At 54.3% G+C, this 14,422-nt stretch carries 9 protein-coding genes; 5 read left to right on the top strand and 4 right to left on the bottom strand.

The genetic code is table 11. The annotated features are described in order from the left end of the window. Window positions 1–205 precede the first annotated feature (205 nt). Window positions 206–1,249 carry an EAL domain-containing protein gene (locus NST44_RS02540; RefSeq protein WP_028404740.1) on the top strand — a complete coding sequence of 348 codons (1,044 nt, stop codon included), beginning with the start codon at window positions 206–208 and terminating at the stop codon, window positions 1,247–1,249. Window positions 1,250–1,585: 336 nt separating this feature from the next. On the opposite strand, the gene NST44_RS02535 is transcribed toward NST44_RS02540, so the two are convergent. From NST44_RS02535 to NST44_RS02525, 3 genes are all read right to left on the bottom strand, one after another. Then, a complete protein-coding gene (locus NST44_RS02535) occupies window positions 1,586–3,892 on the bottom strand; it encodes a glycoside hydrolase family 65 protein (RefSeq protein WP_340897666.1) in 2,307 nt (768 codons plus the stop codon). An 89-nt stretch (window positions 3,893–3,981) separates the two neighbouring features. After that, complete coding sequence (gene pgmB, locus NST44_RS02530) at window positions 3,982–4,641, bottom strand: beta-phosphoglucomutase (RefSeq protein WP_340897664.1); 660 nt, start codon at window positions 4,639–4,641, stop codon at window positions 3,982–3,984. Between the two features lie 141 nt (window positions 4,642–4,782). Further along, complete coding sequence (locus NST44_RS02525; RefSeq protein ID WP_007130519.1) at window positions 4,783–5,817, bottom strand: LacI family DNA-binding transcriptional regulator; 1,035 nt, start codon at window positions 5,815–5,817, stop codon at window positions 4,783–4,785. Between the two features lie 626 nt (window positions 5,818–6,443). On the opposite strand from NST44_RS02525, the gene NST44_RS02520 reads away from it, so the two are divergent. After that, complete coding sequence (locus tag NST44_RS02520; protein ID WP_340897663.1) at window positions 6,444–8,186, top strand: alpha-amylase family glycosyl hydrolase; 1,743 nt, start codon at window positions 6,444–6,446, stop codon at window positions 8,184–8,186. 112 nt (window positions 8,187–8,298) lie between these two features. Here NST44_RS02520 and NST44_RS02515 read toward each other — a convergent pair whose 3' ends face one another. Continuing rightward, entirely contained in the window at window positions 8,299–10,590 is a 2,292-nt protein-coding gene (locus NST44_RS02515; protein ID WP_213613431.1) for an ATP-binding cassette domain-containing protein, read from the bottom strand. A gap of 173 nt (window positions 10,591–10,763) precedes the next feature. Between NST44_RS02515 and NST44_RS02510 the strand changes: the two genes are divergently transcribed. From NST44_RS02510 to NST44_RS02500, 3 genes are all read left to right on the top strand, one after another. Beyond that, window positions 10,764–11,708: a helix-turn-helix transcriptional regulator gene (locus tag NST44_RS02510; protein WP_210094220.1), complete on the top strand. Its 945-nt coding sequence runs from the start codon at window positions 10,764–10,766 to the stop codon at window positions 11,706–11,708. A 147-nt stretch (window positions 11,709–11,855) separates the two neighbouring features. Next, window positions 11,856–12,530 carry a response regulator transcription factor gene (locus NST44_RS02505; protein ID WP_213613430.1) on the top strand — a complete coding sequence of 225 codons (675 nt, stop codon included), beginning with the start codon at window positions 11,856–11,858 and terminating at the stop codon, window positions 12,528–12,530. Continuing rightward, on the top strand, window positions 12,527–14,002 hold the full coding sequence (locus NST44_RS02500) for a sensor histidine kinase (RefSeq protein WP_340897659.1): 1,476 nt from the start codon (window positions 12,527–12,529) through the stop codon (window positions 14,000–14,002). Before NST44_RS02505 ends, NST44_RS02500 begins: the two co-directional genes overlap by 4 nt. Window positions 14,003–14,422 lie beyond the last annotated feature (420 nt).

The raw sequence follows: 14,422 nt of genomic DNA, 5'->3' as shown, positions 1-14,422 counted from the left end.
GATTCCTTTGTCAGATCGTCGAAAGTCAGTTGTTATCGGCAATTCTTGTCGATTTTTGCTATATCAAGAGTCGCTTTAACATAGATATTACGCATTTGCAGTAAAATTAGGTCATAAGTTTGATAGAAATCCATAAAATGCAAAGAAATCATATTCTAAATGCCGATAAAGCATAGTGAGAGCTTGCTTGCCAAGGAGGACGAACATGATTTGCGACAATTGCAGCACCTTTGAAGCGATTGAGGACCAAGGAAGAACCGTTCATATGAAGCCTGCTCGGCAAGAGCTTGTGCGCTTGCTTGCACAGAACGGCTACACGGTGCAGGAACACAATGAGAGTTGTGCTGTGAACTATAAGGAACGTTCCGATCTGATCTCCATTATGGAGTGTCTGCAATCCCTTCCGCGAAATCTATGTGATGAGCTGTCCTTCTGTGTCACTGGAGGGGAAGCTCCGAAGACCCGGCATATTTGGACGCCGATGCAGAGGTTTGAGCTGCAGATGGAGCACTATGATATGGTGAACGTTATATTACATAAAGAATTTACGAGCTATATGCAGCCGATCGTGGATCCGTCCGAGCATATTGTTGCCTATGAATTTCTGCTGCGTCCGCTCAAAGGCGGGATCCCGTTTAAGCCCCATGAGCTGTTCGAAACGGCACGCAAGACCGGTTTGCAGGTTTTTCTGGATCAAGCGGCCAGAACGTCTGCGATTGAAACCAGCGCACAATGGCTTCCGAAGGGCGTGAAGCGCTTCGTGAATTTCCTGCCATCTTCGATCTACGACGCCCAGATGTGCCTGAACCATACCTTCCATACGATTGAACGACTCGGGCTCGATCCCGGGGATTTCGTATTCGAGGTGGTGGAAACCGAGAAGGTCGATGATGTCGGGCACCTGCAATCGATCTTCGAGGCCTATCGCAGCCACGGGATCTCGGTAGCGATGGATGACGTAGGGGCAGGCTACTCCACCTTGGAGCAAATGATCAAGCTGAAACCGGATTATGTCAAAATAGACCGAAGCCTGATCGACGGCTGTGATCAGAATCCAACCCAGCAAAGGCAGCTTGTGACCATTACCCATATGGCTCACGAGTTCGGGGCGATGGTGCTTGCCGAAGGGATTGAAAGACGGGAGGAATTCCATTTCTGCCGGGAAATCGGAATCGAGCTGTCGCAAGGATATCTGTTCGGAAAACCGTCCCAGCGACCCCCATGCGGTCCGGAGCCGCAGCTCATTTAACCAAAGCTAGCCCGGCGGCTTAGCCTGATCATCACAGTATTATTATAGCCTTAGTGAAGATACGGGTCCTGTCCTAGCGTGCCAACGGCAAGCGGAATATCTGTTTATATAAAGGAAGAAGCTCCGCACACAGGTGACGGAGCTTCTTCCTTTTCGTGATAGGGCAGAGAACGGTGAAGTAAATCCTCAGACCGTCCCGAGCATTATTCGTTTCTACAAGCCCTCAATCCTACAATCAGTCGGACCTACAATCAGTGGATCCTACAATCAGTGGATCCTACAATCAGTCGGTCCTACATGAAGCCCGGGCTGCTTGGGTCTGCCCGAATAAACCGATCAAGCTCGCGGTGCTTTTACCTCGCCACGGCCGGCGATGCCGTATTCCTTACCGCTGACGTTCAGCACGGCAGGCGTGTCGGTCTCGTTAACGATGATGGTTTCCTTGTCGGTCACCTGAACCTTCAGGCGGGATCCGCGGAACATCACCTTGAACGAGAAGGAGGACCAGTGGCCCGGAATGAACGGATTCAGGTGGAGGACGCCGTCTCTCACGCGCAGGCCGCCAAAGCCATGCACGACGGACATCCATGTGCCTGCCATGCTGGTCGTATGGCAGCCGTCTTCCGTATCGTTGTTATAGTTGTCGAGATCAAGGCGAGCCGTGCGTAAATACATCTCATAAGCCTTCTCCTGATACCCGAGCTCGCAGGCAAGTATCGCATGCACGCAAGGGGAGAGGGAGGACTCGTGTACGGTGAACGGCTCGTAGAAGTCGAAATTGCGCCGCTTTGTCTCCAGATCGTACCGATCGCCCAGGAAGAACAGACCTTGCAGCACATCGGCTTGCTTGATATATACGGAACGCAGGATCCGGTCCCAGGACCAATTCTGATTCAGCGGCAGGTGCGCAGGATCAAGCTCCTTGACCGGTACCAGCTCCTTATCCAGGAATCCGTCCTGCTGCAGGAAAATACCGCGTTCCGGATCCTCCGGATAGTACATTTTGCTGATGATGTCCTGCCACTTGGAGGTTTCGCTGCCCTCGAGCTCCAATTTATCGATCAGCTCAGCATAGCGCGAGGCTTCGTTCTCCTTGACGTAGGCCAGAACGTCCAGCGTATACTCCAGCGTCCAGCTGGCGATCCGGTTCGTGTACCAGTTGTTGTTCACGTTGTTCTCATACTCGTTCGGGCCGGTGACGCCCAGGATCATATAACGGTCCTTCGCAGGCACGTAATTGACGCGCTCCTCCCAGAAACGGGAAATTTCCACGAGAACCTCAAGCCCGTATTGGCCCAGGTACGAGAGGTCGCCGGTGTAGTTGACATAGTTATAGATCGCATAGGCAATCGCGCCGTTGCGGTGAATCTCTTCAAACGTAATTTCCCATTCGTTGTGGCACTCTTCGCCGTTCATGGTGACCATCGGATAGAGGGCGCCCTTCGTGAAGCCGAGCTTCTTGGCGTTTTCCTTCGCTTTTTCCAGATGCTTGTAACGGTAGATGAGCAGATTCCGGGAGATGCTTGCATCGGCCGTGCTCAGATAGAACGGCAGGCAATAAGCCTCGGTATCCCAGTATGTGCTGCCGCCGTATTTTTCTCCAGTGAAGCCCTTCGGACCGATATTCAGGCGGTCATCCTCGCCGCTGTATGTCTGGTTCAATTGGAAAATGTTGAAGCGGATCGCCTGCTGTGCCGCCACATCGCCTTCAATGACGATATCGCTCTCTTTCCATTTATCGCCCCAGGCGTCAGCCTGCTCCTTGAGCAATTGCTCGAACCCGGTCTGGACCGCAGGCGCCAGCACGGAACGGGCTGCGTCAAGCAGCTCACCGAGCCCGTGGTTGCGGGAAGTCACGTTAGCCACGTATTTGTAGACGGTGATTTCGTCATCCTGAGCGATCTGAACGCGCAGTCGGTTCGCCGCATACTTTTCCTTCTCTACCAATTCCGCTTGCAGGCTCAGCTTCCCGCCGTTTTTCACAATATCGTAGGACATGACGGAGGTGACGTGGAAATCGAGCTTTTTGGTTTTGACCGTCAGCGCGGCAGAGCCCTGAGAAGCTTCCTTGAACACTTCCAGCCAAAATTTCTCGTCATAGTTGGCATCCTTGTTCTTCACATCCCCATCGAGGTATGGGGTGATCGTCAGCTCACCGCTGAAATTCAGAGGCGTTACTTTGTAGCGGATGGCCCCGATCTCATGACGCACGATGCTTACGAAACGGATGGCTTCCACCTTCAATTCCTTGCCATCCTCCATACGCGCGGTAAAGCGACGCGCGAGGTAGCCTTCCTTCATGTTCAGCTCGCGGACGAAGTCCTTCACCGTGCACTTGGCCAGATCGAGCGGCGTGCCGTCAACTTCAATGCCGATCCCGATCCAGTTCGTACTGTTCAGCACTTTGGCAAAATATTCGGGATATCCGTTCTTCCACCAGCCCACGCGGGTCTTATCCGGGTAATACACACCGGCCATGTAGCTGCCCTGCAGGGAGGGGCCGCTGTAGGACTCCTCGAAGTTGGCGCGCTGGCCCATAAAGCCGTTGCCGATACTGAAAATACTTTCTGAAATTTCATGCGTATGCGGGTCAAAGCCTTCTTCAATAATTGACCATTCATCAAGCTTTAAATATTGTTTCACAATCATCGGCTCCTTTGATTTTAGGAAAATGGTTGCTAATGCAAAAAATATATGGATGATCGCTGCCCGAAAACGGCGGGAGAACTGCTTTACTTCTCCTGCAATCCGAGCAGACGGTCCACTGTAAAGCCTTCGAGTGAGGAGATTACCAGATTAGCGCGCCCCAACGTTTCCGGCGATCCGATGCCGACACAGCGCATGCCGGCCCGGGTGGCGGCCTCGATTCCAGCCTCGGCATCCTCGAATACGACGCAGCTCTCAGTCGGTACGCCAAGCTCCCGGGCACCGAGCGTGAAGACCTCCGGGTCCGGCTTAGCCTGCTGGGTTTTCGTGCCGTCGATAATGGCATCGAAGTAGGGAGTTAGCCCCGTGTTGTTCAGAATCAGCATCGCGTTCTTGCTGGCGGACCCGAGCGCGACCTTTATGCCGCGCTCCTTCAGCGACTGAATGAACTTCAGCGCGCCGGGCAAAATTTCCGAGGCGTCCATGGTGGAGATATACTCCACGTACCAGGCGTTCTTTTTCGCGGCAAGATCCAGCTTGGTCTCCTCATCCGGGGCAAGCCCGCCAATCTCAAGCAGGATGTCCAAGGAAGCCATCCGGCTTACGCCCTTCAGTCGCTCATTGTCCTGCTCCGTGAACTCAAATCCTAGCTCTTCGGCAAGTCGCTTCCATGCGATATAGTGGTATTTGGCCGTATCAACCAAGACGCCGTCCAGGTCGAATAAGCATGCGGTGATCGGTGACATACAATTCCTCCTCTTGCATAAAATCGTTGAAATGCGAATTAGTGCAAACGTTTGAACCAAACATCAAAAATAAAGGAAGCACTAGGTGGCTTCTTTATTTTACAAAAATTGTTGGTGGCCTGACGGCAATAGCCGCCAAGCTTATGATTTCGGCATCGAGTACATCGATGACTCCCGGATCATCAAGCGATGCGGGATAATATAGCGATGGGGCAAGACCGTCTCGCCATCGTGGCGGATTGACTGGATCAGCGCCTGGGAGGCTGTGTAGCCAAGGTTGTAAATCCCGATGTCCACGCTGCTCAGCGGCGGTGTCGACAGCTCGGTCAACGAAATGTTGTTAAAGCTGATGATCGACACGTCCTCGGGAACCTTGTATCCAAGCTCGTGCAGGCCCCGAAGCACGCCGAACGCCACGATATCGTCGACGATAACGAGCGCGGTAGGGCGCTCCGGCAGATTCATGAAGAAGGACATGGCACGATAGCCGCTTTCCTGGAGAAACTCGCCTTCGACAACCCACTCCTTCCGCATATCGAGCCCGGCATCGGCAAGCGCCTTGCCATAGCCCTTCATCCGGTCCTGGGATACGATCAGGTTAGGCGGCCCGCTGACAAAGCCGATCCGTTTATGGCCCAGGGAGATCAGATGCTTCGTCGCATCATACGCCGCCTGGACGTTATCCGTATCGACCGATAGCAGGTCCGGATACTTCTCGCTGCGTCCGACCAGGACGAACGGATAATCGTTGGATTTCAGGAAATCGACAACGGCATCATCCTGCCGGGAATACAGCAGAATCGCGCCATCGACGCGGCGGCCGTTCAGCAGCCGTGATACCGCTTCGACCTCCTCCTTCTCATTGCCGCCCGAGCTGATCAGGACATCGTACCCGGAGCGGTTGGCTTGGGCGACGATCCCGCGGATCAGCTCCATGAAGAACAGGTTGAGAAACAGCTCTTCAGCCGGTTTGGGAAGAATGACACATATGCTTTCCGTTGTTTTGGAAACAAGGCTTTTTGCCATAATATTGGGGTGGTAGCCCATTTCCTCCATAATGTCTCTGACCTTCCGCGAGGTTTCGCGGCTGATTCTCGGGTGATTTGACAGCACCCTAGAGACGGTAGAGGGGGATACGCCCGCTCGTTTAGCGACATCTTTAATCGTCACAGACATAATAGGACCTCCAGTGGAACCGTTTGCGTTTTTTTGAAAACAAGAAAAGGGCAGCCGCTGTTTTTAGAACAGAATCAATAGCTCTTGCGCGAGCCGCGGTGCTCCTCTTCATTTCCATGTTGGGTCTGTAAGGCCCCAATTATACAAGGTTCAAGCTGATAATAAGCCGTATTCATGCGATACTTTAAACGGTTTCACACTGTAATATTAACGTTAATCGAAATGCTTGTAAATACGTATCCGGATCCGCCGAGCGCAATTATTCACAAACGCAACAAAAACGAAGATATTTACAGATATCGAGAGAAAACCCTATATTATTTTTGGAAAACTGCTGAAAACAACACAATACGGACTTGTGCAAACGATTTAACAATTTCGTGAAGTGATGTATGATAGGAGAAGTTCGAGTGTTTTACAAAATGATCATAAGCATAGCATGGGCAGTTGGACCAGGCTGTAAAAGGAAATCCGTTATGTTGATTTAAGAATTGTAACCGTTTTATTGGTAGATGTTAGGAAAATGAATTCAAACGTTTGCGCGTTGTTATGAGCTGTAGGCAAAACCGCTCTAACTTTAAGATTAAGGCAAAATTTAAGAATAAGACAAACAGGAGGAAGTGAAGATGATGAAGCAATGGAGCAGCAGGCGATCTTGGGCCGTCTGGTTTAGCTGCGTGGCACTTGTAAGTGTTCTGCTTGCCGGGTGCAGCGGCAACGGAGGGACTTCGGCGCAGGAAGAAGCCGGGTCGAAGGCGGGAACCGGGCAGGAGCAGGGACAGAACCCCGGCAAGGCTGAGACTGCCCAAGAGCCGGGGCAAGGAGGCGATACGAGCTCATCTGAGTCCGCGCAGGCAGAGGTGGATGAACAGCCGTCCGATGTATACTACGAAATTTTCGTGCGATCCTTCTATGATTCTGATGGAGACGGTGTCGGCGATTTGCGGGGAGTTATCGAGAAGCTCGATTACTTAAACGACGGCAATCCGGACACGACCGATGATCTGGGGGTCACCGGCATCTGGCTCATGCCGATTAATCCATCACCCAGCTATCACGGATATGATGTGACCGACTACCGGGCGATTCATCCTGACTACGGAACGCTGGAGGATTTCAAAGCGCTGCTGGCCGAGGCGGAGAAGCGCGGAATCAAGGTCATCATGGACCTGGTCGTCAACCATACAAGCACGGAGCATCCATGGTTCAAGGAGGCAGCCGCCGACTCGAAATCGCCGACCCGGGATTGGTATGTATGGGCCGAGGACCAAGGCAAGAAGCCGACGGGCTCGAGCGCAGCCGGCAGCGGCACCCCTTGGCATGAGTTAAACGGAGCCCATTACATGGGGACGTTCTGGGGCGGCATGCCGGACCTGAACTTCGACAATCCCAAGGTCAGGGAAGAGATGAAGGATATTGGAGCCTACTGGCTGGAGATGGGAGTAGACGGCTTCCGCATCGATGCGGCCAAGCATATTTATGAGGATCTGATGTCCGACAAGGGCGAGGCCACGACAGCCAAAAATACCGCTTGGTGGCAGGAGTTCCGCAGCCGCATGAACGAGGTGAACCCCGATGCCTACATCGTAGGGGAGATCTGGGACAACTCGGCAGCCGTTATTGCCCCGTACCTGGATAAGGCATTTGATTCGGGCTTCAATTTCGGTCTCGGCGAAAGCATGATCGGGGCCGTAACGAATGAGAAGGATAACAATCTGGCCTTCACGCTGGAGCGGACATACGGCTTGTTCAGCAAGGTATCGGGAGGCTCGTTTTCGGATGCGGCGTTCCTTACCAACCACGACATGAATCGTGTAATGACCCAGCTGAACGGCAATTTGGATCATGCGAAGATGGCTGCGGGCATTCTGCTCACCATGCCGGGCAACCCGTTTATTTACTACGGTGAGGAAATCGGTATGCGGGGAGCGAAGCCGGATGAACAGATCCGCGAGCCGATGATCTGGTCCAATACAGGCAGCGACAAGGGACAGACCACTTGGGAGCCGCTCAAGCATAACCGGGGCGATCAGGTCGAAGGTGTGCTGCAGCAGACGGGCGATCCCGATTCCCTGTTGTCCCGCTACCGTACCTTGATCGCATGGCGCCATGAAATGCCGGCGCTAAATCGGGGAACGATCGAATCGTTTGCCTCCGGCAACGAGAGCGTGATGGCTTACGTTCGTCGGACGAACGACAGTAAAGCGCTAGTCGTCCACAATCTGTCCGGCAAGGAGCAGCGTGTGGAGCTGGCGGGAACGAGCGGCGGCGATCCGTTCAAGGCGCTGGCCAAAACGACGGATGACCGAGCGACATTAAACGGGTCAAGCTTAACGCTGCCGCCGTATACAACCGCCGTATTGGAGTAGCGTCCGTAAGGGAAGCGGCTACAGTTGCAGCAAGACCCCCGAGCCTTCGTATATGAGGGCACGGGGGTCTTTTTTTATGCTTGCAATTTCGGGATACCTTCATGACTTGCAATTACCGGTACGCTTCTAGGTATCTTGCCGTTAAGGAGTCTTTGCATTCTAACAGCTCCCTCGGCTTGCCAGAGAAAAGTAGCTGCCCGCCGTCCATGCCCGCGCCGGGGCCAAGATCGATGATCCAATCCGCCTGGCGGATGATATCGAGATTATGCTCGATGACAATGACGGTGCTGCCTTGCTCCACCAGCCGCTCGATGACCGATACGAGCTTCTCGCAGTCGGACAGATGCAGCCCCGTCGATGGTTCATCGAGCACATAGATCTCGCCGTGCTTATCCAGTTCCGCCGCCAGCTTGACTCGCTGCCGCTCGCCGCCCGACAGTGTGCTGAGCGGCTGGCCCAGCGTCATATAACCGAGGCCGGTATCGTGCAGGCGCTGCAAAGCGGGGCGGATGTCCTTCTCCGGGAAGAAGGACATCGCCTCGTCAACCGACATCGCCAGCACCTCGCTGATGTCTTTGCCGCGAAGGCGGTACCGCAGAACGTCATCGCGGAAACGGCGGCCCCGGCATGCTTCGCAGACGGTGACCAGCTGATCCATGAAGGCGAGATCGGTCGTGATCGTTCCGGCACCGCTGCAGGCCGGGCAAGCGCCCTTGGCATTAAAGCTGAACAGGGATGCGCTGACATGGTTAGCAGCGGCATACAGCTTCCGAATCGGATCGAAGATGCCGGTATATGTGGCGATGTTGGAGCGGTTTGAGGCATGGATGGCATCCTGGTCGACGATCACCGTTTCCGGATAGCACTGAGGGAGCACGTGGTTGATCAGCGTGCTTTTGCCTGATCCGGCGACGCCGGTGACAACCGTCAGCACCCCGGTGGGGATGCGAACCGTGACATCGCGCAGATTGTGTAAGGCGGCGTTCGAAATCGTCAGCCACCCGGAAGGTTCCCGCACCTGTTCCTTTAACCGTGCCCGCTGCTGAAGATGCTTGCCGGTCAAGGTGCCGGACTCCAGAAGTCCTTCGTAATCGCCTTCGTAAACGATCGTGCCGCCGGCAACACCGGACCCGGGGCCCATGTCGACGATATGATCGGCCAACCGGATGACATCCGGATCATGCTCCACGATCAGGAGCGTATTGCCCTTGTCGCGAAGCTGGAGCAGCAGCTTGTTCATGTTATGGACATCATGAGGGTGAAGACCGGTGCTCGGCTCGTCGAAAATGTAGGTGAGATCGGTCAAGCTGCTTCCGAGCTGCCGGACCATTTTGATGCGCTGCGACTCTCCGCCCGACAATGTTGCGGTCTCGCGATCCATGGACAGGTACCCGATTCCGACCAGCTTCAGCTGTTCCAGCCGGGTTATGCAGGCGCTTGCGATCGGTGCAGCCTCCGACTCGCGAATCCTCCGCAAAAATGCAATCAGCTCATCCGCCGGCATCCGTGAGCAGTCGGCGATGGAATAGCCGTTGATTTTGCAGGACAGCGTCTCTTGATTGAGCCTGCCCCCTTGACATTCAGGGCACACCGAGCGGGGGGCTACATCGTTGATCGCTTCCCTGTACAGCTGCGCATCTCGGGAATCCTTGCTTAGAAATGACCGCTCGATTCGCGGAATGACGCCTTCATAATAAGAGGTCGGCGGCCATTCCGGCGTCGGGTTCGGCGGCTTGAACCCGGATTGGTACAGGAGCAGGTCCCACTCTTCCGGACTATAATCCTTCAGCTTCCGGTCATTGTCGAATAATCCAGTGGCCGTATACCGCTTCCAGCGGAAATCGCCGGGACGAAAGGTCGGGAATCGGATCGCTCCTTCATTCAGTGATTTTTCCTTGTCGATCAGGCGATCGATCCGGATGACGTTGACTTTGCCAAGCCCCTCGCAGCGCGGACACATGCCCTGCGGATTGTTGAAGGAGAAGACGTCCGAGTGCCCGACAAAAGGCTGACCGATCCGTGAAAACAACAGCCGCAGCAAAGCATGGATATCCGTAGCCGTTCCGACGGTGGACCTTGCGTTGCCGCCGATCCGCTTTTGGTTGATCAGGATCGCTGCGGATAGATGCTCGATCGATTCGACATCCGGTTCCCCGTATCCGGGAAGGCGGTGCCGAATAAAGCTGGAATAGGTCTCATTCATCTGGCGCTGCGACTCGGCGGCGATCGTATCGAAGACGAGGGCGGACTTGCCGGAGCCGGATACGCCGGTGAATACCGTAATTCGCTTTTTGGGGATATCGAGACTGACGCTGCGCAAATTTTTATTCTTGGCGCCGATAACGCGAATGACATTGTTCGGATTGGAAGCGTTGCTCTTGTCCGAAATCAAGCCTGGACTCATGCTCGATTTCGTGTTCGAGTTCATGTCTGATTTTTTGCCCGAGTTCATGTCTGAGCTCATGATTCATTCTCCTTTCCGGTTCCAGTCTTTGACCTGCTTACGGGAATAGCATATCTTATAAACATGACAATAATTGTCTACTTATTGGCAAGGCCGAAAAGGAGGAGCAAGCGGTGTCCAAAGCCAAGCTGTTGATGGATGTGATTCTGTTCGTCAATGCCAAACGAAGCTTTACCGCCCAGGAGGTTGCCGATGAATTTGGCGTTTCGGTGCGCACGGCGCACCGATATTTGACCGAAATCAGCGATATGGGCGTTCCCTTATATACCGAGCAAGGACGTCATGGGGGCTACCGTACGCTCAGCAGCCGTGTTCTTCCGCCGGTGCTGTTTGATGAGGATGAGGTGTTTGCGATCTTCTTTGCCTTCCAGTCTTTGAAGCGCTACCGGTCACTGCCGTTTGAGCTGAACATGGATTCGGCCGCACGGAAATTGCTGGCGGGGTTTCCCGAGGATGCCAAAGCGATGATCAGCCGCTTGGAATCCGTGCTGGCCTTTTGGAGTCCGCGCCGAACGGCAGGTTCCCCTTTTCTGAAAGAAATGATCGAAGCAGCCCTATACCAGCGCGTTGTGAGGATCGGGTACCGCTCAAAGAACCGTACGAGCGACCGGGAAATTCAGCCGATCGGCGTGTATGCCCGCGACGGTCTGTGGTACATGCTGGCCGCCGAGGGGGAGACGGAGGAGCCGCGCTTGTTTCGGGCTGACCGGATCGAGTCCTGGACCCCGACGGACCGGTCGTGGGAGCTTGATATGACGCTGGAGGAATGGCTTCAGGAATACCCGATCCGGCAGCCGGTCCGCCTGTATGCGGAGCTCACAAGAGAAGGGGCCCGGCAATGCGCGAGCATCCCTTGGCTGGAGGATGAGGTGGTTATGCTTGAAGAGCATCGCGGCGTTGTCGACGTGACGGTAGACCGCAGCGATTTTGAATACATAGCCGATGTGTTTCTCAGGCTTGGAACGGAAGCGAAGATCATCGAGCCTCAGGAGATTGTGGATTTGATCCGGGATAAGGCAAGGCGGCTCATCGCCCACTATGATCAGGGACGGTTGTGAGTGGGCTGCAGAAGTGTAGCTCTTCCTTTTTTACATGTTACAATGACAAAAGACAGGTGCCGGAGGAACGAATCGCTGACCCGCACCTTGGCGTTAGCGGCTGGAAGAAGCATTGCCGACATTTTGGTGGTGGAAAGGGAGATATCCATGAGCGCAAGCATTTTATATATCGAGGATGACCGCGATATCGGCGGATGGGTGAGTGATTTTTTGAAGGAAAAGGGCTATGGGGTGAAATGGCTCCAGAGCGGAGAAAAGGCAGTGGAAGAAGCTGCCCAATGCGCGGTTGTCGTCTTGGACGTCATGCTCCCCGGGCTCGACGGGTTTACGGTCGGACAGCGGCTGAAGAAGGCGTACCCCGGATTGCCGATTCTGATGCTGTCGGCCAGAACGTCCATCGACGACAAACTCCAGGGTCTGCAATTCGCGGACGATTACTTGACCAAGCCTTTCCACCCGGACGAGCTGGCGGCAAGGGTCGAGGTGCTGCTGCGCCGTTCTGCCGTACAATCCGCCGAACCGGTGAGGGTCAAGCATTTGACGGTTTATGAGGGCGAGAACCGGATCGTCAATGAGGATACCGGAGAGGAAATTTTGCTGACCGGCAAGCAGTATCAAATTTTTATGTACCTGCTTCAGCATCAGGGCCGCGTCATGACCAAGGAGCAGATCTATGAATCGGTATGGGGTGAGTCTTATATCGAGGGGGACAAGACGTTGATGGTTCATATCCGTTACCTGCGCGAGAAGCTGGAGCGGGACCCGGCGTCCCCGGAAATTATCGAGACGGTCCGCGGGCTCGGCTACCGGGTGAAAGCATGAAAGGGTGGAGAGCGAAGGGGCGGTTTCGCAAATCCCTGACGAATCGGTATCTGCTGCTTATTTCGGTGGCCATGATTTTCATGCCGATTCTGTTCCCGCTCGCCTCCGTGTTCTACTGGTTCGTTGCCAACACATTCATGGACGTGCCGCCGCTTCCCGACAAAAAATATGAGAACGGGACCGTATTGGAGAAAATGTGGCATAAGGAAGCAACCCAATTAGAAGGCGCATCGCCGGAGGAGATCGAGCAGAGGCTGAAATCGCTGCGGCAGGCTTATCCTGAAGTTCAGATGCTGTGGGTGGACAGCGATAGTCGAAAGCGGATCGAGCTCCCTGTGCAGGAGGATATGCCCGCGTTATGGAGCGCCCAGCATACCGTACAATTTATGAAAAATTCCGTCGGGGCCGATCCGTTCACGGTGGTCGCTTTTATCGGGGATGAGGGAGCGGACGAGGGCTTCATGGTGATGCGGATTCCGAGAAAATATATCAGCGTACAGGATCCGATCGCCAGCGAGACGACCCTGTACGGTTTATTCATGGCGACCATGTCCGGCCTCTTCATCCTGGTGTCCTGGCTGTTCTTCGTACGCATCCGCAAGCGGCTGCTGCGCCTCCGGAACGCAATGACATCCCCGAATGAAGCAACAGGCATCCCGCAGCCAGTCACGTTGACCAAGCTGGATGAGATCGGGCAGCTGGAAGAGGGCTACAACGATATGGTGAGCCAGCTGGAAGAGGGCCAGCGCCGCCAGCGCGAGGAGGAGGAGCTGCGCAAGTCGCTCATTGCGAGCTTGTCGCATGACTTGAGGACGCCATTGACGGTTATACGAAGCCATATTTTCTCGTTGGAGCGGGAGCCGCTCAGCGGGAGGGGCAAGGAATCGCTCTCCCTAATCGAGGCCAAAATCGGCGATTTGGGGGGATTAATTGATAACCTGCTATCCTATAATCTGCTCACGAGCGGCAAGGTGCAGCTAAACCTTGATGCGAAGGACGTTTTGAGACTGGTCAAAGAGAGTGCGGCCGCATGGTATCCGGTATGGGAAAAAGCAGGCATCGAGCCCGACATTGCTCTGCGCGAAGAGCCGCTGATCTGGAATGTCGATGTGTTATGGTTCCGGCGGCTGCTCGACAATTTGTTTCAAAATGTCGTGCGCCATGCCCAATCCGGTAAGTATATCGGCATTTATACCGAGGAACGCCAAGTCGAAGGCGGTGGAGAGACCGGGGCGCTGATCATCTCGGATCGCGGCCCGGGATTCGGCAGCGAGTCCCATAACAAGGGCGCAGGCATTGGGCTTGCGGTCGTGGATTTCCTAGCGAAGGAAATGGGGTTAAAATGCGAGGTTGAGAGCTCCGGCGAAGGAACGAGAATCACCATCTGGAAGCCGGGAAGCGGCGGCGTTTACCAAGGGCAGGAGCTTAATCCCGGAGGGAAGCAGGTCCGGTTTGAAGTGGACGATATGTAATAAGCCGCGACGGCCTGTAAAGCTCACTCGGAAGTTGATGATCATGATGACGCGCAGCGCCGTGAACAAGACAAATCATTGAGGTGAATGAAGGAGCCGGACGTTTCCGGGTCCTTTTTTTGTGCTGTTTGCCGCCTTAACTGCGGCATTTACCTAGGGGAAGGCTAATCCTCCCTTTATTAAAACAATCTCATAATCCAACGTGGGATATACAAGATCACATCCAGGATCAAAGTCACGTAATTGGAGAAGTTGTCTAGCTTGCTTCTTCCAGGCCAGATTACCTTTTTGATGAGAATGACCTCATTTCGAATTGAATTGTCGGGCATAAATCCACGAACGGGGGGACGATAGCCAGCCGACAGTGCCTATAGAAGCAGCACCACTACCAGCAACAAGCACAGCTCGGACCTTAGGCTG

Origin of the sequence: Paenibacillus sp. FSL W8-0919 (assembly GCF_038003785.1) — a bacterium.
Classification (GTDB): Bacteria; Bacillota; Bacilli; order Paenibacillales; family Paenibacillaceae; genus Paenibacillus_AQ; species Paenibacillus_AQ lactis.
Note: the sequence above shows the minus strand (reverse complement) of the source record. Positions and strands in the feature narration are given on the sequence as shown.